The organism is Flavobacterium sp. (genome assembly GCF_031381455.1).
Taxonomy (GTDB): domain Bacteria; phylum Bacteroidota; class Bacteroidia; order Flavobacteriales; family Flavobacteriaceae; genus Flavobacterium.
The window spans coordinates 50,505-69,099 of the sequence record NZ_JANMXZ010000002.1; the positions used below are offsets into that span (position 1 = coordinate 50,505).

At 32.9% G+C, this 18,595-nt stretch carries 19 protein-coding genes; 14 read left to right on the forward strand and 5 right to left on the reverse strand.

What is annotated here, in order from left to right:
* The first annotated feature begins 34 nt into the window (after positions 1–34).
* From RMN97_RS00330 to RMN97_RS00345, 4 genes are all read left to right on the forward strand, one after another.
* The gene (locus RMN97_RS00330) at positions 35–550 is read left to right on the forward strand and encodes a DUF6155 family protein (RefSeq protein WP_309612528.1); all 516 of its coding nucleotides are present in this window, start codon (positions 35–37) and stop codon (positions 548–550) included.
* Positions 551–595: 45 nt separating this feature from the next.
* Entirely contained in the window at positions 596–2,152 is a 1,557-nt protein-coding gene (locus RMN97_RS00335; protein ID WP_309612529.1) for a DEAD/DEAH box helicase family protein, read from the forward strand.
* 250 nt (positions 2,153–2,402) lie between these two features.
* Entirely contained in the window at positions 2,403–4,319 is a 1,917-nt protein-coding gene (locus tag RMN97_RS00340) for a DUF294 nucleotidyltransferase-like domain-containing protein (RefSeq protein WP_309612530.1), read from the forward strand.
* A 1-nt stretch (position 4,320) separates the two neighbouring features.
* Positions 4,321–4,917, forward strand: coding sequence for a 3'-5' exonuclease (locus tag RMN97_RS00345; protein ID WP_309612531.1), 597 nt, complete (start codon positions 4,321–4,323; stop codon positions 4,915–4,917).
* 53 nt (positions 4,918–4,970) lie between these two features.
* On the opposite strand, the gene RMN97_RS00350 is transcribed toward RMN97_RS00345, so the two are convergent.
* Positions 4,971–5,471 carry a CAP domain-containing protein gene (locus RMN97_RS00350; RefSeq protein WP_309612532.1) on the reverse strand — a complete coding sequence of 167 codons (501 nt, stop codon included), beginning with the start codon at positions 5,469–5,471 and terminating at the stop codon, positions 4,971–4,973.
* A gap of 278 nt (positions 5,472–5,749) precedes the next feature.
* On the opposite strand from RMN97_RS00350, the gene RMN97_RS00355 reads away from it, so the two are divergent.
* Positions 5,750–6,604, forward strand: a complete 855-nt coding sequence (locus tag RMN97_RS00355) for an aldose 1-epimerase family protein (RefSeq protein ID WP_309612533.1) — start codon at positions 5,750–5,752, stop codon at positions 6,602–6,604.
* A 192-nt stretch (positions 6,605–6,796) separates the two neighbouring features.
* Positions 6,797–7,357, forward strand: coding sequence for a GNAT family N-acetyltransferase (locus RMN97_RS00360; RefSeq protein ID WP_309612534.1), 561 nt, complete (start codon positions 6,797–6,799; stop codon positions 7,355–7,357).
* Here the strand turns inward: RMN97_RS00360 and RMN97_RS00365 are convergent, their stop codons facing one another.
* Entirely contained in the window at positions 7,358–7,588 is a 231-nt protein-coding gene (locus tag RMN97_RS00365; protein WP_309612535.1) for a VF530 family protein, read from the reverse strand.
* A gap of 69 nt (positions 7,589–7,657) precedes the next feature.
* Positions 7,658–9,187, reverse strand: a complete 1,530-nt coding sequence (locus RMN97_RS00370) for a S8/S53 family peptidase (protein WP_309612536.1) — start codon at positions 9,185–9,187, stop codon at positions 7,658–7,660.
* 101 nt (positions 9,188–9,288) lie between these two features.
* Between RMN97_RS00370 and smpB the strand changes: the two genes are divergently transcribed.
* Positions 9,289–9,741 (forward strand): SsrA-binding protein SmpB, encoded by a 453-nt coding sequence (gene smpB / locus RMN97_RS00375; protein ID WP_309612537.1) that lies wholly within the window; start codon positions 9,289–9,291, stop codon positions 9,739–9,741.
* Here smpB and RMN97_RS00380 read toward each other — a convergent pair.
* Complete coding sequence (locus RMN97_RS00380) at positions 9,738–10,379, reverse strand: protein-L-isoaspartate(D-aspartate) O-methyltransferase (protein ID WP_309612538.1); 642 nt, start codon at positions 10,377–10,379, stop codon at positions 9,738–9,740. The two genes, smpB and RMN97_RS00380, sit on opposite strands and share 4 nt — an antisense overlap.
* A gap of 97 nt (positions 10,380–10,476) precedes the next feature.
* Here RMN97_RS00380 and RMN97_RS00385 point away from each other — a divergent pair, with 97 nt between their 5' ends.
* The 7 genes from RMN97_RS00385 (at position 10,477) to RMN97_RS00415 (ending at position 17,727) form a co-directional block, all read left to right on the forward strand.
* Positions 10,477–11,460: a Gfo/Idh/MocA family oxidoreductase gene (locus tag RMN97_RS00385; protein WP_309612539.1), complete on the forward strand. Its 984-nt coding sequence runs from the start codon at positions 10,477–10,479 to the stop codon at positions 11,458–11,460.
* Between the two features lie 85 nt (positions 11,461–11,545).
* Entirely contained in the window at positions 11,546–12,433 is an 888-nt protein-coding gene (locus RMN97_RS00390; RefSeq protein WP_309612540.1) for a 3-hydroxyacyl-CoA dehydrogenase NAD-binding domain-containing protein, read from the forward strand.
* 94 nt (positions 12,434–12,527) lie between these two features.
* A complete protein-coding gene (locus RMN97_RS00395) occupies positions 12,528–13,766 on the forward strand; it encodes a DUF1015 domain-containing protein (protein ID WP_309612541.1) in 1,239 nt (412 codons plus the stop codon).
* A 13-nt stretch (positions 13,767–13,779) separates the two neighbouring features.
* Positions 13,780–14,430, forward strand: a complete 651-nt coding sequence (locus tag RMN97_RS00400; RefSeq protein ID WP_309612542.1) for a YggS family pyridoxal phosphate-dependent enzyme — start codon at positions 13,780–13,782, stop codon at positions 14,428–14,430.
* Positions 14,431–14,469: 39 nt separating this feature from the next.
* The gene (locus RMN97_RS00405; RefSeq protein WP_309612543.1) at positions 14,470–15,831 is read left to right on the forward strand and encodes an exonuclease domain-containing protein; all 1,362 of its coding nucleotides are present in this window, start codon (positions 14,470–14,472) and stop codon (positions 15,829–15,831) included.
* Between the two features lie 90 nt (positions 15,832–15,921).
* The gene (gene miaA / locus RMN97_RS00410) at positions 15,922–16,857 is read left to right on the forward strand and encodes a tRNA (adenosine(37)-N6)-dimethylallyltransferase MiaA (protein WP_309612544.1); all 936 of its coding nucleotides are present in this window, start codon (positions 15,922–15,924) and stop codon (positions 16,855–16,857) included.
* Positions 16,858–16,986: 129 nt separating this feature from the next.
* Positions 16,987–17,727, forward strand: coding sequence for an acyl-ACP thioesterase domain-containing protein (locus RMN97_RS00415; RefSeq protein ID WP_309612545.1), 741 nt, complete (start codon positions 16,987–16,989; stop codon positions 17,725–17,727).
* A 166-nt stretch (positions 17,728–17,893) separates the two neighbouring features.
* Here the strand turns inward: RMN97_RS00415 and RMN97_RS00420 are convergent, their stop codons facing one another.
* The gene (locus RMN97_RS00420) at positions 17,894–18,595 is read right to left on the reverse strand and encodes a response regulator transcription factor (protein WP_136152319.1); all 702 of its coding nucleotides are present in this window, start codon (positions 18,593–18,595) and stop codon (positions 17,894–17,896) included.

Consider the following 18,595-nt stretch of genomic DNA (forward strand, 5'->3'; position numbering starts at 1 on the left):
GTAATAAACAATAAAGAAATTTACATTTGTCATTATGAGTAAACGCGATTTAAAAAAATACTTGAACGAGCTCAATAAAGAGCAATTAGAAGAGCAAATCATAGAATTATACAATAAATTCAGTGATGTAAAAGTCTATTATGATTTTGTATTTAATCCCAATGAGGATAAATTAGTTCGTGAAGCGAAGTTCAAAATATCCAATGAATACTTTCCTGTCAAAGGTAAAAAGTCCAAAATGCGACGTTCCGTAGCTCAAAAATTCATCAAGCATTTTATAACACTTGGCGTAGATGTTTTCATCATTGCTGATATAATGCTATACAACATTGAGATTGCTCAAACATTTTCTGCTGAAAAAGTAGTCAAACAAGAATTATTTTTCAAAAGTATGTTGACTTCTTTTCAACAAACCATTCGTTTTTTGATGGAACATGGGATTTTAAGTGAGTTTCAAAGTAGAGTAGTGGCTATAAAGGATGAAACTATTCAGCAGAATTGGGTCAACCAATATGAATTCAATGCTGTAATAGAACGCTTTGAATATTAATTTTTTTAAATAACCAATTTATTTTTGGCGATAACTCTTTTTTAGATGTACTTTTGCAAAATTGTACAAATCGCCATGTCTCAAAAAGATTTTATTAACGAAATTGAAGAAAAAAAGGAACTCTACGGTTACCAAAAAGGCGATATTGACAAAATTTTTGACCGATTAGATAACGCACCAAGTGATCATCATTTGTTATATCAATTGCCAACTGGCGGAGGAAAAACGGTAATTTTTTCAGAAATCGTTAGACGTTATTTATCGCAACACGACAAAAAAGTTGTGGTGCTAACACATCGAATTGAGCTTTGTAAGCAAACTTCTAAAATGCTTAAAGGATTTGATGTAAAAAACAAAATCATCAACAGTAATATCAAAGAATTGCCCGACCAAGATGAATATTCTTGTTTTGTGGCGATGGTTGAAACGCTGAAAAACCGTTTGAACGATGAGAAATTACTGATTGACAATGTTGGTTTGGTAATTATTGACGAAGCTCATTACAATTCGTTTCGAAAATTGATGAGTTCGTTTAAGAAATCTTTTATACTTGGTGTTACAGCAACACCTTTGAGTTCCAATATTAAGTTGCCAATGCATCATAATTATAGCGAACTTATTGTTGGTGATACGATACAATCGCTTATAGACAAAGGGTTTTTAGCAAAAGCGACAACCTATAGTTATGATGTTGGATTAACATCTTTGAAGGTTGGAATTAATGGTGATTATACCGTTAAATCGTCTGATGATTTGTATATGAATATGGTAATGCAAGAAAAATTATTGCATTCGTATACTGAAAAATCATTAGGAAAAAAGACTTTAATATTCAACAACGGAATCAACACGTCTTTATATGTTTATGAAACCTTTAGAGAAGCTGGTTACCCAATAAGACATTTGGACAATACAACATCAGTCGAAGACAGAAAAGATATTTTACATTGGTTTAAAAAGACTCCGGATGCGATTTTGACTTCTGTTGGAATTTTAACCACAGGATTTGATGAGCCAACAGTTGAAAGCATTATATTGAATCGTGCCACAAAATCCCTGACATTATATTTTCAAATGATTGGTCGTGGTTCCAGAAAATTGCCTCATAAAGATAATTTCACGGTTATCGATTTAGGGAATAACGCCTTGCGATTTGGTTTGTGGAATGATCCTGTAGATTGGCAGCATATTTTTAGATCGCCTGAATATTATTTAGAAAATCTTAGAGATGATGCCGAAATTGAAAATAACTTCAAATATGTAATGCCAGATTCAATTAGAAAGATGTTTGCCAAAACGGCGGTTATAAACATTGATATTGAAGAAGAGTTTAAAAAAGTTGTTGCACAAAATTTGCGTTCCAAAGAAGTTCTGGAAAAATCAATTCTACAACATGCTTCAATGTGTGTTGAAAATACAACCGAATTAGTCCAGGCAAGAATGCTTTCTAAATTATTGTCGGATGATATAGAAAGTCGCGTTAGACGATTTGTAAAATGTTTGGGTAAAACGAGTAAAAATTATCGCGAATGGCTAATTGAAGATTATAAAACCAAATTAACTTTAGCTATTGGTAAAAAATTCAGAGAGCATAATTTTTAAAATCATAACTTTATAAAGGGTAGTTTATACTATTCAAAAACAATAAGTTATCCTTAAAATATCTAAAAACATAAAACGCACATTGTATGAACTATAATTTATATTATGTAAAATAGAATATTTCAAAATAGTATAGTATCTGAGGACAATTATTTTTCAAATGTTTTTAACAATCGACTTCTTCTTCCCTAAAGCTTTAGTATTTTTGTCAGTATTAAAATTTGCTATATATATTCATTAAAATAAACACATGAGTAATTCTGTTGCCGAAAGTATTGCCAATTTTTTAAAAGAATATTCACCTTTTAGTTATTTGAATCATGAAGAATTGATTCAGGTTACTACAAGTATTGGTGTTATTAATTTGGATAAGCATAAAATATTATTTCAAATTAACGATAAACTTCACGATAGTTTTTATGTGGTTGCTTCTGGTGTAATTAATCTTTCTGTAATTGCGGATGCTGAAGAAACACTATTAAACAAATGTTATGCTGGAGATGTTTTTGGTTTGCGACCATTTTTTGCCAAAAACAATTATATGATGACCGCTAAAGCGCGCGAAGACAGTATTGTTTATGCAATTCCGATTGGTGTTTTTAAACCTTTTGTGGCTCAAAATCCTCAGGTTTTGGATTTCTTATTGGAAAGTTTTGCTACAAATACCAGAAATCCTTTTGATAAAGAAAATAGAGGAAAACTAATTACTGATAATGTTTATACTGAAGGTCAGCAAAATGAAATACAATATTTTCAATCCTTAGCCTATAATAAAACACCTTTAAAAGTCAGTGTTTCAGCTATTGCAAAAGATACAGCGCAATTGATGACCGAAAACCTTACTGATAATGTGGTTGTTACGGAGCAAAATCACCCTATCGGGATTGTTACGGATACCGATTTTAGATCTAAAATAGCTAATGGTAGGTTTCCGCTTATTTCAACTATAGATAAAATCATGTCCTCACCGGTAATTACCGTTCCTGAAAATGTTTCTGTGGCCGAAGCGCAACTTTTGATGCTAAAAAATAATGTGAGTCATTTATGCGTAACAGTAGATGGTTCTGATAAATCTGAGGTCAAAGGAGTAATTTCTGAACATGATTTAATTGTAGCTCAAGCTAATAATCCAGGAGTTTTGATTAAGGAAATAAAGCGTTCTCTTTCGCCTAAAGAACTTAAATTAGTTAGAGAAAAACTAACCGATTTAATTCAATCATCAATTGCCAAAAATATTCCTTTACCACATATTTATAATATTTCGGGTGAAATTATTACAGCTATTATAAAACGTTCTATTGAATTGTCTATACTTGATTTGGGTTCACCTCCAGCCCGCTTTGCTTGGTTTAGCATTGGAAGTCAAGGACGAAAAGAGCAGTTTTTGTTGACAGATCAAGATAGCTTTTTAGTATTTGAAGATGTTGCTGCCGAAAAATACAGAGATGTTAAAGATTACTTTTTGAAATTAGCCAAAAGAGCAACTACGATACTGGAAAAAGTAGGTTATGATTTTTGTCCTAATGGTCATATGGCTAGCAATATGCTTTGGTGTAAATCTATGTCAGACTGGATGAAACAATATAATAACTGGATGAAAACTCCGGGTGAAAAATCTAATGACATTAGCAGCATATTTTTTGATTACGAGCTTGTTTTTGGCGAAGGAAAAATTGAAGACACGCTTGATGATTTAATTTTAAAGAATACTAAAAACAACGCTTTATTCTTTGATTATCTTGGCAATGATGCCTTGCGAAAAAATGCACCAATAAACTTTTTTAAGAAATTCAATCTCGAAGAAGAAGGTGAACAAAAAGGTAAATTCGATATAAAAAATAGAGCCATTATACCATTAGTTGATGGTGCACGACTATTTGCTATAAGTTTGAATTTGAAAGGAATTAATAATACCTATTTAAGATTTAAACAGCTGGCAATTGTAGATCCTAAATTTTCTGAAATCTATTTAAATTGTGCAGATGCGTTTTTAATTTTATCAAAATTCAGAACACTTGAAGGACTAAAAAATGATAGTAAAGGCGATTATATCAATGTAGAAGAGCTTTCAAAAGTTGATAAAGAAAAATTGAAAAATGCTCTGTTACCAATGAAAGAATTGGAAGAATTGATAAAAGATAAATTTCAATTAACTCAATTCTCATAATATGATAGACTGGATAAAAAATATCAATAAAGAATATCCTGATTTTTGGAAATCGTATTTAGCAAAGTTTGAAACTAAATCCAATAGATATGTGGTTTTAAGTACTGAAACTACGGGGTTAAATCCAAAAAAAGACGTCATTTTATCGTTTGGAGCTGTTGCTGTTGTGAATGATATTATCCGAATTGGAGATAATTTTGAAGTAGTGATTCTGCAATACAAATACCTTCACGACAATGGTTTGTCAAATGAGTTTCTGATTGAAAGCAAACTGGCAAAGCTTGCGGAACCTCAAGCTATACAAGCGTTAGTAGATTATATTGGCAATGCTGTTTTAGTTGGACACCGAATCCATTTCGACATAGAAATGATTAATGATGTGCTTGAGAAAATGGAATGTGGAAAATTAAAAAATGAAGCATTAGATGTCGAAATAATGCATCAGAAGTTATTGGACATTACAAACAAATCTTATTCGCTGGAAGATTTAGTAAAGCATTACAAACTTCCTTTAAATGAGAGGAGTTCTGCTTCAGATGATGCCTATTCTATCTCATTATTATTTGTAAAATTAAAGGCTCGATTAGGCTTTAAATAAAAACCCACTCTACTGAATGGGTTTTTGAGCACATCAAAATTAAACTAAACAAATTATTTTTTCTTTATAAACATATTGGTGTAATATTTTTTTCCAGTTGTTTCATCAACGGTAACAGATATACCAAAATGAGTATAATCACCTTCAATGTTGGCTTTATGGTCCGGACTGTTAAGCCAAGCACTCATAGCGCTTTCTGGAGTTTGATAATTGTAAGCGATGTTTTCTGCAACTCTCGTTGCTCCTAATACATCAATTAGGTTATTCGCTCTTTGCTGAAAATAATCGTGATTAATCACTTTATTATCAATCATATAAATATTATGTCCTTCTGACTTGTAAGATATATGATTAATTACCTCAAGTGTGTTTAATCCAATGCTTTGACGATAATTATTAACAGCCATAATAAGTTTCAACTCACTATCATTATAATTATAGGTAGTTACAAGCTTGTTGTCAGGCGAAGTTTCTTCGGAAGAATCAGAAGAACAGGATACCAGTGTGAACACAATTGCTAACGGCAACAATGCTCTAAACATTTTTGCTTTCATAGTAGTAGGTTAAGTTTTTAATAAAGTAGATGTGGGGCAAACACTTTATTTGAATTAATAGTGACAGAACGTATTGTTTGATTTGGTTAGACAACGTTACAATTTTTATCGATAAAAATACAAATATAATCGATTAAATGCACTTATTTTATATTTATAACTATACTATTCTTACATTTTAATATTTAATTATATTATCTTTAACTTTTAAAAACAAAAAAACTTACCTATTAAATACTGCAATTATTAAAATATATTTGTACTATAAAAAATCTCTTTTGACAACAACTATTTCAAATTCAGTAGTATCCGTTACGATTAATCATAAAGGTGCCGAATTAATTTCCTTAAAAAGGACTGATTCTAATAAAGAATACATCTGGGAGGGAAATCCAAATTACTGGGGAAAGCACTCACCTATTCTATTTCCTATTGTTGGCACTTTAAAAAACAATTCATACACTTATAAAAACAATGCATATGAATTATCTCGTCACGGATTTGCCAGAGATATGGATTTTGATTTGATTAGTCATAATGAATATAAAGTGACTTTTTCTCTGTCTTCAAACGGATTGACAAAAGAAAAGTATCCATTTGAATTTGAATTGCTAATAATTTATACCTTACGCAATTCTAAATTAACGATTGGTTATCAAGTAATTAACAATGGCTATGATGAAATGCCATTTTCAATTGGAGGTCATCCTGCATTTGCTTTACCCAAAAATTTTGAAGAGTATAGTTTGCAATTTGAAACAGATGAAAATTTAATCAGTTATCAATTAGAGAATGATTTGCTATCAGAAAAGACAAAATCAATGGACTTAATAAAAAACAGCTTGCCCCTAACCTATTCTCTTTTTGAAAATGATGCTTTGATTTTTAAGGGATTAAAGTCAAAACAAATTCAAATTCTCGAAAGTGGCATTCCTATTTTGAATTTTAAGTTTAATGATTTTCCAAATTTTGGAATATGGACAAAAGTCAATGCGCCTTTCATTTGCCTAGAACCTTGGATTGGTTATTCAGATGTTTTGAATGCAACAGGAAATATTTTAGAAAAAGAAGGAATTCAAATTATCGAACCTAATTCTTCAAAGGAATTCAATTTTAGTATTGAAATTCTATAATTTTACAAAAATAAAAACCACATGGAAACATAGAAAAAAGAAGATGATAGATCAATTCTTGGTTTCACAAAGCTATATTTTAACTACAAAAAAGTGAAACGCCTTGATGAAATTTTCAAAATCTATGACTCTATGTGGTTGCAAATAATATAATTTGAACTTCATCTAACAAATTAATTTTATAAGAAAACGATGCTAACTATAAATTTCCACCCTTTTCAAAATATTGAAACTGAACGTTTGTTATTACGACGTATAGATACTAATGATGCTGATGAAGTTTTAGCACTTCGTGGGAATCCTGATATTATGAAATATATTCCTCGACCTTTGGCAAAAACAACCGAAGATACTTTGGAACACATTGCCATGATTGAAGATAAGATTGTCAATAATACTGGAATTAATTGGGGAATTACCATCAAAGGAAATTCAAAAATTATTGGTATTATTGGTCATTACAGAATTTCACCGGAAAACCACAGAGCAGAAATTGGTTATATGTCTTTTCCTGAATTCAATGGGAAAGGCTATATGTCTGAAGCCATAAAATCCGTCGTAGCTTTCGGTTTTGAACAGATGAACCTGCATTCTATTGAAGCTATTATTGACCCTGAGAACATTGCTTCTGAAAGAGTTTTACAAAAAAATGGTTTTGTGAAAGAAGCTCACATTTTGGAAAATGAGTTATGGGAAGGAAAGTTCTGGGATACAGTGATTTATTCTTTATTAAGAAAGAATTGGAAAAAATAATTATTTGTTGAGCTCGGGTAATGTTCTAACATACAATTCTTCTACTTTTTTTCTGGCCCAATCTGTTTTTCTCAGAAAAGTTAAACTAGATTTAATAGATGGATTATCGGTAAAACATTTAATTTTTATCAATTCACCCAAAGTATCAAAGCCATAAAATTCAACGAGAATTTCCAGTATTCTTTGAAGCGTAATGCCGTGAAGAGGATCTTTTGATGAATTACTTTGCATGCTGTAAAAATAGAATAAAAAAACCATCCCAATAATTGAGATGGTTCTTAATTTTAGAATGCTGTGATACTATTGAACCGCTAAAAACGCATTTACGTTTCCATAGCCATATTCAGCATTTCTGTTTGGATACAAACTAGCCGATTGTCTCATTTTAGTTAGAACCTGATCTCTTGTCCAAGTTGGATTTTTTGACCAAACCAAAGCTGCAATTCCAGCAGTTGTTGCGGTTGCAACAGAAGAACCGCCTACATAATCAGTTTGGTTTTCATAATAACTATCCACAGGAACCGTATTTCCAGAAGAAGCTCTTTGCATTACAACGGTAAAATCAACTTTGCTACCGGTATGACAAACATCGCATGCTTGGTAAATTGAACTTTCTTTAACTCCAGTTACAGCGACAGTTTCGGACATCCAAGCGGGGAAAATAACTCCAGCAAAAGTGGTGAAACTAGTTGAAGTTCCTGCTGCGCAAAAGATTAATTTACCTTTTCCATAAGCATATTTGATAGCATCTTCTATTTTTCCAACAGAGAAAACATAACCCATCGACATCGAAATTATTTTCACTTTAGCATTATTTCCCAAGGCAGTAAAAGCTTTTTTAACACCTTCTTGTTCTTGATAGCCATCCAAAACAACATTCGCTGCAGCGCGATAAGTAACCAAATCTGCATTATAAGCAACTCCAACTGGCAATCCTCTGTCATTTCTTGGTGCTGCAGCTACAGAAGCCATGCTTGTTCCGTGTCCGCATAAATCATTTACGCCATCAGTTGTTGTAACCCATGGCCAAATAGAATCTACATAAACACCATTTTTTTGAATACTTCTTCCGGTTGAAAGTCCATTGTTGAAATTAGAACCTAACAGCGATTGATTTGGTGAAACTCCGCTATCAATAATTCCGATAGTTACAGCTCTTCCTGTACTTATTGTCCATGCATTTGGAATGCTGTGCTGATAAAACGTCCATGGCACCTTTGCATTTGGAGTTACCGTTGTGTAATCAGAAGTAGCCAAAGCTTCTGACTCATAACCGCAACCTGAGCTTGTTCCAACACTCGAATTTACAACAACATTTGGACGGTATTGAGCATTTCGAACAGCTAAATAGTTATAATCTCCAGGCTCAATATATCTAATGTATTTTGATTGTCTTAGAGCTATAATAGTTTCTTGTTTAGAAATTGAGACATCAATTAAATTCAAATCTGAATCAGCAGAAAGTAAAACCTTGTCTAAAGAGGTGTCTTCATATTTCATTATAATTCCCAATAATTCATTTTGAATTTTAGCATTATTAGCTGTTTTAGCTCTTTCAAAATTAGTTTTTGAATTCCCAAAGCCAATGGTGACAACATTATTTCCATTGACTACAGCGCTCCAAAGCAAATAAGAATCGGCATTTTTCCAATTAAAAGTACCTTTTGCATTAATTGATTCATCAATTTTCGCGTTAATTTGTGAAGGTGTCAAAGGTGTTTTTTGATTTTCCGGAATTACAATTGTTTTATTGTCGGTGGAATCTTCTCTTGAACATGATATTGAAAATAGCATTGTTAAAAGAAATAACGGTAGTATTCTTTTTGGCATAATTTGTTGGTTTTAATTTGTTTGACTTGACTAAAGTAACAATTTTATATTTAATTATATAATTTTCAATAAACTTCAATTTGTATTACATTTGCCATCCGATGTTAAAGACAATAAACATATTAAACAAGCGCGCCAAATTTGATTATGAAATAATCGAAACTTATACTGCTGGCATAGTTTTAACGGGAACAGAAATCAAATCTATCCGTTTAGGAAAAGCTAATATTACAGAAGGTTTTTGTGAATTTCACAATGGTGAATTATTTGCCATCAATACTCAGATTGATGAATATCTTTATGGAAATCAATTCAATCATAAGGCAAAAAGCGAACGTAAACTTTTATTAAATAAAAGAGAGTTGCGAAAATTAGAGAAGGCATTCGACACCAAAGGATTGACTATTATTCCTTTAAAGCTTTTTACTAATGAAAAAGGAATTGCCAAATTGGATATTGGATTATGTCGCGGAAAGAAAACTTATGATAAACGCGAAAGTCTAAAAGAGCAAGACACAAAACGCGATTTGGACCGAATCAAAAAATCCTTTTAATTTTTATTCTCCAATAAAGGAACAAATTTAAAATCGCCGAATTCGTGCTTTTCAAATTGGGTTTCGTTTTTGCGAATTAACAATGTCATTATTTGGTCTTTTTCACCAACGGGAATAACAAGCTTTCCTCCTATTTTCAGTTGAGCCATCAATGGTTTCGGAATGATTGGTGCTCCGGCCGTAACGATAATACTATCAAAAGGCGCATGATTTGGTAATCCTTTATAACCATCACCAAAGGATAAATGCTTAGCGCGAATTCCTAATTTTGGCAATAAAACTGAAGTAGTTTTGAACAATTCATTTTGTCTTTCTATCGAATAAACTTTTGCCCCCATAGCAACCAAAACTGCCGTTTGATAGCCTGAACCAGTTCCAATTTCAAGAATTTTATGGTCTTTTTTTACTTCCAATAATTGACTTTGAAACGCTACAGTGTAAGGCTGCGAAATAGTTTGTCCTGCACCAATAGGAAACGCTTTGTCCTGATAAGCAAAATCTTCAAAACTGGAATTTAAAAATAAATGTCTTGGAATTGCTTTAATTGCTTCCAATACTTTCGTATCTGTAATTCCTTTTTCTGCCAAGAGTGTGGCCAATTTATTTCGAAGTCCTTGATGTTTGCTTGTGTCTTTCAATTTGGGTCATAATTTATTTCGTAAAAATAGAAAACAAATTATCAATTATCAATTACCAATTATTAATTAATTTCTATTTTTGATAAAATTTACTTCTATGCTTAAAGTTGGCGTTTTAGGTGCCGGTCACCTCGGAAAAATACACTTGCGATTATTACAACAATCTGATAAATATGAACTAGTTGGTTTTTATGACGAAAACCACGAAAACGGAGCCAAAATCGAAGCTGAATTTGGATACAAACAATTTGATACCATTGCCAAATTAATTCACGCTGTGGATATTATAGATATTGTCACTCCTACTCTTTTACATTACAAATGTGCTAAGGTTTCAATCAAATCAGGAAAACATGTTTTTATAGAAAAACCAATTTCTACAACGGTTGAAGAAGCTGAAGAAATTATCGCTTTAGCAAAAGAATATAATGTCAAAGGACAAGTTGGTCATGTGGAGCGTTTTAATCCAGCGTTTACTGCGGTAAAAGATATGATCGAAACTCCAATGTTTATTGAAACACACCGTTTGGCAGAATTCAATCCGCGTGGTACGGATGTTCCGGTGGTTTTAGATTTAATGATACACGATATCGATGCTATTTTAAGTGTTGTAAAATCAAAAGTGAAATTTGTTCACGCAAGTGGCGTTTCGGTTTTGAGTCAGTCTCCAGACATTGCCAACGCTAGAATCGAGTTTGAAAATGGTTGTGTCGCCAACATTACTTCGAGCCGAATCTCAATGAAGAATATGCGTAAGTCACGTTTCTTCCAAAAAGATGCTTATATCTCTGTAGATTATTTAGACAAGACCTGCGAAGTTGTAAAAATGAAAGAAGCTCCGGAAACTCCGGGAGATTTTGATATGATTCTTCAAAATGCAGAAGGAGATCGTAAGCAGATTTATTTTTCTAATCCTGAAGTAACTAACAACAATGCTATTCTTGATGAATTGGAAACCTTTGCTGACGCTATCAATAGCAATACAAATCCAATTGTGACTTTAGAAGACGGAACAGAAGCATTGCGCGTGGCGTATATGATTATTGATTCGATGGAGAAAAATAAAACAAATTCAATTTAAACCATTAAGAAATTAAGTTTAATTAAGTCTTAATGATTCTTAATTTCTTAATGTTTCAAAAAAGCAAATAAACTCAACTTTTAATATGAATACAATTGCTGTAATAGGCGCAGGAACTATGGGTAACGGAATTGCCCACACTTTTGCACAAAGCGGTTTTACCGTAAAATTAATTGATGTCTCTGAAAAATCATTGGAAAAAGGAATGGCAACAATTGCTTCAAACCTTGACCGAATGGTAACTAAAGGAACCATCACCGAAGAAGACAAGCACAAAACAATTGGAAATATAATTACCTATACTGATATCAAAGACGGCGTAGTTGGCACCGATTTAGTAGTTGAAGCTGCCACAGAAAACGTTGGATTAAAACTTCAAATCTTCAAGCAATTAAGCGACGTTTGCGATCATAATGTAATTCTGGCGACCAATACTTCTTCGATTTCTATTACACAAATTGCCGCGCAAGTCGTGCATCCGGAACGCGTAATCGGAATGCACTTTATGAATCCGGTGCCGATTATGAAATTGGTAGAAATCATTCGCGGTTATTCCACCTCAGATGAAGTGACGAAAATCATCATGGATTTATCAGTAAAATTAGGAAAAACCCCTAATGAAGTAAATGATTACCCTGGCTTTGTGGCTAATAGAATTTTGATGCCAATGATTAACGAAGCTATCGAAACATTATACAATGGTGTTGCCGGAGTTTATGAAATTGATTCGGTAATGAAACTCGGAATGGCACATCCAATGGGACCTTTGCAATTAGCAGATTTCATCGGACTAGATGTTTGCCTTTCGATTTTGAACGTAATGTACGATGGATTTAAAAATCCAAAATATGCTCCTTGCCCACTTTTAGTAAATATGGTTATGGCCGGAAAACTCGGCGTAAAATCAGGAGAAGGTTTTTATGATTATTCGGAATCCAAAAAGGCTGAGACAGTTTCGAAGCAGTTTAAATAAAATTTTAACCACAAAGCGCACGAAGAAGGCACAAAGCACACAAAAATCTTCGTGACCTTCGTGAAAAACTTAGTGACCTTCGTGGTTAAGTAACATGAGCAAAATAATCCCTTTCAAAGCCGTTCGTCCTACTCCAGATAAAGTAGCTTTAGTAACTTGCAGAAACTATGACGATTATAGTTCGGCTGAGCTTGCGGCTTGGTTGAGTTTTAATCCGTATTCGTTTTTGCATGTTATTAATCCTGCCTATATGTATTCGCAAAAGATCACATTGGATAAACGATTTAAAGGTGTTGCTCATAAATATCAGGATTTTAAAGATGAAGGTATTTTTATGGAAGAAGACAAAGCTGTTTTCTTTTTGTATGAAATTCAGAATAAAGTGCAGTCTTTCACAGGCTTTATAGCCGGAACTTCGATCGAAGATTATAAAAACAATATCATCAAAAAACACGAAGATACGTTGCAATATCGTGTGGAATATTTTAAAGATTATTTGCATCAGACAGGTTTTAACACCGAACCCGTTTTGATTACGTATCCCGACAATGAAACGCTGAATTCCTGGATTGTCGAAAAGAAAAAAAGCGAACCGATTTATAATTACTCAACAACTAACAAGGAAAATCACCAAGTTTGGAAGATTGAAACTGCAGCAGAAATTCAATGGTTACAAAACCACTTCGAGCAAATTCCGGAATTGTATATTGCTGATGGACATCACCGTTCTGCTTCTGCAGAATTATTGTATGATGAAGACAAACATTTGGGTAACGAAAACTTAAACTATTTCATGAGTTTTTTAATTGCCGAAAGCAATGTCAAAATTTACGAATACAATAGAATTATTAGAGATTTAAATGGTTTTACTAAAGATGATTTTCTAGAAAAATTAGCTGAAAATTTTATCATCAAAGACAAAGAACTGGAATTGTGGAAACCACAAAGCAAGTTTGAATTTGGAATGTATCTTGACGGACATTTTTATGCATTGTTTTACAAGCAAGGAAGCAATGTCAATGGCAATAGCAATAGCAAAAATTCAATTTTGGATAATTTAGATGCCCAAATTTTATACAATAAAGTCCTGCAACCATTATTGGCAATAGAAGATTTACGAAACGACGAACGTATTGAATACATTCCGGGAAAGCAATCTATTTCAACCATAAAAGAATTGGTTGACGAAGGCGAATTTGAAGTTGGTTTTATGTTATTCCCATCTGATATTTCAGAAATAAAAGCTTTGGCCGACAACAATTTAATTATGCCTCCAAAAAGCACTTATATAGAACCAAAATTCAGAAGTGGATTGATGGTTTATGAATTGTAATTAGAAAACGAAAATGTCAATTAAAGACAATTTACTCAGAATAAAATCTCAACTTCCAGAAAACGTAACTCTTGTTGCTGTTTCAAAAACCAAACCTATCTCTGATTTGATGGAAGCATACAATGCCGGACAGCGAATTTTTGGTGAAAACAAAGTTCAGGAAATGACCGAGAAATGGGAACAAATGCCCAAAGATATTCAATGGCATATGATTGGACATGTGCAAACCAACAAAGTCAAATACATGGCGGAATATGTAAGCTTGATTCACGGAGTTGATAGTTTGAAATTATTGCAGGAAATCAACAGGCAATCCGCAAAGTACAATCGGGTTATTGATTGTTTACTTCAAGTTTATATTGCTGAAGAAGAATCAAAGTTTGGTTTGGATGAAAATGAATTATATGAGTTACTGCATTCCGATGAATTTAAATCATTACAAAACATAAAAGTCATTGGACTAATGGGAATGGCTACATTCACTGATAATCAAGCGCAAATTAAAAAAGAATTCCTGAACTTGAAATCTATTTTTGACAAACTGAATACTGAACACTACAAACTGAACACGCTTTCTATGGGAATGTCCGGCGATTACAAACTCGCAATCGAATGCGGTAGTACGATGGTTCGAATTGGAAGTGGTATATTTGGCAGAAGATAGATAATCTGAACACTTAAAACTGAATACTGAACACTGATTTTGTACGCAATACTCGACATAGAAACCACTGGTGGACAATTTAATGAAGAAGGCATTACTGAAATTGCCATCTACAAATTTGACGGTCACGAAATTGTTGATCAATTCATTAGCTTAGTAAATCCGGAAAAACCAATCCAGCCGTTTGTGGTTAAACTAACCGGAATAAACAACGCCATGTTGCGATCGGCGCCAAAGTTCTATGAAGTTGCCAAACGTATTATCGAAATCACCGAAGATTGCATCGTAGTGGCTCATAACGCTTCATTTGACTACAGAATCTTAAGAACCGAATTCAAACGTTTGGGATATGATTATATAAAACCAACGCTTTGCACGGTTGAATTGGCACAGAAATTAATTCCGGGTCAACTCTCGTATAGTTTAGGAAAATTGGTTCGTGCACTTGGAATTCCGGTAACCGATAGACATCGCGCCAATGGTGACGCTATGGCAACCGTGAAATTGTTTAAAATGATTTTAGCAAAAGATACCGAAAAAGAAATTTTAATCAGTTTGATTAAGGCTGAAATCAAATCGGGTTTGACTCCAAAATTATTAGATATTGTTGAAAGTTTACCAACAAAAACTGGGATTTATTATATTCATAACGAGAAAGGTGATTTGATATACATTGGCAAAAGCCGAAATATCAAGAAACGCATTAATCAACATTTCACGGGAACAACGGGAAAAAGCAAAAAGATTCAGCGTGAAGTTTTTGCCGTCACCTATGAAGTTACTGGAAGTGAATTGATTGCATTGCTAAAAGAAAGTGAAGAAATAAAAATCAACAAACCAATTTATAATCGTGCGCAACGCAAGACTATTTTTCAATGGGCATTATATTCTGAAAAGGATGAAAATGGTTATTTGGCTTTGAAATTGCTAAAAGCTGATGGCAGAAAAAAGGAAATCACCTCATTTACTTCCATACAAGAAGGTAAAAATTCACTGTTAAAAATTACCGAAAAGCATAATTTGTGTCAAAAAATAAATGGCTTATACGATACCCAAAATGGATGTTTTCAGTATAAGATAAAAGAATGCAACGGTGCGTGTTTGGGGAAAGAAGCTCCCGAATTATACAATGAACGCGTTGAAGAATTCATACAGGGAATGAAGTTTGAAAATGATAATATGGTTATTGTTGACAGAGGTAGAACAGTTGACGAACGGTGCGCTGTTTTGATTGAAAACGGAATTTACAAAGGATATTGTTTTTATGACTTGAATTATCAGGTTAACAATATCGAAATTCTAAAAAATATTATGATTCCAATGCAAAATAACCGTGACACCAGAACGATTATTCAGGCTCATTTGAGACGAAATAAAGTGATCCGTATTATAAAATTTTAGTATAAATATAAACTTGTCATTTCGTCTCGTCATTTGGGACGAGAGAGAAATCTCATGAGATTCCTCGTACCTCGGAATGACAAAAGAAAAATGAACTATTTAATCACTATTATTGGACCAACGGCGATAGGAAAAACTTCCTTGAGTATTGCTTTGGCTAAACATTTTGGTTGTGATATTATTTCATGTGACAGTCGGCAGTTTTTTAAAGAAATGCGCATTGGCACAGCTGTTCCGAGCGAAAAAGAATTAACATCGGTCACGCATCATTTTATTCAAAATAAATCCATTTTTGAAAATTATACTGTTGGTGATTTTGAAAAAGAAGCCATCACAAAACTGGATGAATTATTTCTAAAAAATAACATCCAAATCATGGTTGGTGGTTCTGGTCTGTATGTGGATGCCATTCTAAAAGGTTTTGATGATTTTCCGGATATTGACAATTCAATTCGGGAAAAAATAAATACTGATTTTGAACAACTTGGAATTGATTACCTGCAAAACAAGTTGAAAGAATTAGATGCAGAATATTATCAAAAAATAAAACTTGAAAATCCACAAACATTGCAAAATCCACAGCGAATGAAGCGCTTTGTTGAAGTTTGTATTGGAACCGGAAAACCGTATTCATCTTTTTTAAATCAAAAGAAAAACCAACGTCGCTTCACTCCTATTATCATTGGCTTGGAAGCTGAAAGAGAAATCATGTACGACCGAATTAATCAGCGAGTTGCCATTATGATTAAAGAAGGTTTGGTTAAAGAGGTTGAAGGTTTGTTTCCAAATAAACAATTAAATGCGTTGCAAACCGTTGGCTACAGGGAATTATTCGATTATTTTGATGGAAATATTACATTAGAATTTGCAATAGAAGAAATCAAGAAAAACACACGTCGATTTTCAAAGCGACAATTAACTTGGTTTAAGCGAACTGAAAATGTGAAATGGTTTGATTATTTGACTGATGAAAATGATATAATTGAGTTTATAAATTCCAAAAAAGAAATAGCAAACCACAAATAAAAACCAAAAAGCAAGAATCAAAATACAAACTAGTGTTCTAAAGAATTATGACTTTGAAATTTTAAAATTTGGAACTTTAAATTTATTTGTATTTTGTTATTTCTTTTTTGTGTTTTAAAATATAACGAAATGCCTATATCAAAAGACTTCACTTCTATACTAACCAAAGATTGGGAAATCACTTTTCTGCAATGTTATCCAAACGGTTATTTGAAATATACTGATTTGTGTAATATTTTGCAGTTAACTGCCGGTGTTCATGCGGAATTAGGTGGCATTAGTTTTAGTGATATGCAAGTGCATCACCAAGCGTGGGTTTTGAGCAGAATGCGTGTTGAGATAAAGCGATTGCCAAAATGGCGAGATGTTGTAACGGTTAAAACCTGGATTAATTCGCTGGAGAATTCACGTTCTATTCGTTGTTTGGAATTGTATATTGGTGATGAGAAAATTGTGGGTTGTGAAACCTTTTGGGCTGTTTTTAATACACAAACGCGTCGCCCAGAAAACTTGGCTTTACCACATGCCCATTTTGAAAAATATCCAGATGATAAAGCAACTGAAATTCAATTTTCTAAAATTGATACTACGATTGACAAGATATTTGTAACTGAAAAAACGATACTGCTTTCTGATTTAGATATTGTAAACCATGCTAACAGTGTGAAATATTTAGAATGGTGTTTGGATTACGCTGATCCAAAATTGCTACTAAATCAAAAGTTAGAAAGCTTTGAAATGAATTATTTAAAAGAAGTTTCATTTGACGATACAATTGCGATTGAGAAAAGTACTTTAGATAATCCAATGATTTTTACTGTGAATTCAACCAATAAGATTTGTTTTGCTTTACAACTGAATTTGAAGTGAAAGCCACTGCCCTAGCCCGGATGCTAGTGGAAATCCTGTTATTGTGAGATTACCTTCGGTCAGTTCGCAATCTCGGGTGCCGCGCAAGCTCGCAATGACAGATTGAAACGGACAGCCGGATTAGCTCCTAATTAAAAATGGCTCCAATTTCTTGAAGCCATTTTGCTTATTTTTTTACGACTAATCTAAAACCTTCGCCGTGTATGTTGAGAATTTCAACATTAGGTTCCTCTTTCAGATACTTTCTCAATTTGGCAATGTAAACATCCATACTTCTTGAGGTGAAATAATTATCTTCTCTCCAAATTTTTGTCAGAGCCAATTCTCGTGGCATTAAATCATTTTCGTAAACAGCCATCATTTTTAACAATTCAGACTCTTTTGGAGATAATTTAATTGGTTCATTATTTTCGAATTTCAAGTAACGAAGCTTGGAGTTTAAAAGGAATCTTCCGATTTGGAACTCAAATTTTGCCGGTTCATTTTTATTCTCGGCCGCTTTTCTTTGAATAATTGCTTTCACTTTCATCAGTAATACATCTGAATCGAATGGCTTGTTCAAATAATCATCAGCACCAACTTTGTAGCCTTTTAAGACATCCTCTTTCATTGACTTAGCAGTCAAGAAAATCAACGGAACATCTTTATTTTTTTCTCTAATTTCCTTTGCCAAAGTGTAACCATCTTTGTAGGGCATCATCACATCCAAAATGCATAAATCGAAATTGTCTTTTTTGAATTTTTCGAAACCTTCCATACCATTTTTGGCCAGTGTTACTTCAAAATCATTTAATGTCAGGAATTCTCTCAAAACTATTCCGAAGTTTTGATCGTCTTCCACCAGAAGTATTTTTTTGTTATTTTCCAT

Excerpts from the sequence above, each read along its gene's own strand:
- RMN97_RS00360 (WP_309612534.1), top strand. The coding sequence starts at position 6,797 with ATGCTAACTATAAATTTCCACCCTTTTCAAAATATTGAAACTGAACGT.
- RMN97_RS00395 (WP_309612541.1), top strand. The coding sequence starts at position 12,528 with ATGAGCAAAATAATCCCTTTCAAAGCCGTTCGTCCTACTCCAGATAAA.
- RMN97_RS00400 (WP_309612542.1), top strand. The coding sequence starts at position 13,780 with ATGTCAATTAAAGACAATTTACTCAGAATAAAATCTCAACTTCCAGAA.
- RMN97_RS00335 (WP_309612529.1), top strand. The coding sequence starts at position 596 with ATGTACTTTTGCAAAATTGTACAAATCGCCATGTCTCAAAAAGATTTT.
- smpB (WP_309612537.1), top strand. The coding sequence starts at position 9,289 with ATGTTAAAGACAATAAACATATTAAACAAGCGCGCCAAATTTGATTAT.
- RMN97_RS00420 (WP_136152319.1), bottom strand. The coding sequence starts at position 18,595 with ATGGAAAATAACAAAAAAATACTTCTGGTGGAAGACGATCAAAACTTC.
- RMN97_RS00385 (WP_309612539.1), top strand. The coding sequence starts at position 10,477 with ATGCTTAAAGTTGGCGTTTTAGGTGCCGGTCACCTCGGAAAAATACAC.
- RMN97_RS00340 (WP_309612530.1), top strand. The coding sequence starts at position 2,403 with ATGAGTAATTCTGTTGCCGAAAGTATTGCCAATTTTTTAAAAGAATAT.
- RMN97_RS00370 (WP_309612536.1), bottom strand. The coding sequence starts at position 9,187 with ATGCCAAAAAGAATACTACCGTTATTTCTTTTAACAATGCTATTTTCA.
- RMN97_RS00330 (WP_309612528.1), top strand. The coding sequence starts at position 35 with ATGAGTAAACGCGATTTAAAAAAATACTTGAACGAGCTCAATAAAGAG.
- RMN97_RS00415 (WP_309612545.1), top strand. The coding sequence starts at position 16,987 with ATGCCTATATCAAAAGACTTCACTTCTATACTAACCAAAGATTGGGAA.
- RMN97_RS00345 (WP_309612531.1), top strand. The coding sequence starts at position 4,321 with ATGATAGACTGGATAAAAAATATCAATAAAGAATATCCTGATTTTTGG.
- RMN97_RS00350 (WP_309612532.1), bottom strand. The coding sequence starts at position 5,471 with ATGAAAGCAAAAATGTTTAGAGCATTGTTGCCGTTAGCAATTGTGTTC.
- RMN97_RS00365 (WP_309612535.1), bottom strand. The coding sequence starts at position 7,588 with ATGCAAAGTAATTCATCAAAAGATCCTCTTCACGGCATTACGCTTCAA.
- RMN97_RS00390 (WP_309612540.1), top strand. The coding sequence starts at position 11,546 with ATGAATACAATTGCTGTAATAGGCGCAGGAACTATGGGTAACGGAATT.
- miaA (WP_309612544.1), top strand. The coding sequence starts at position 15,922 with ATGAACTATTTAATCACTATTATTGGACCAACGGCGATAGGAAAAACT.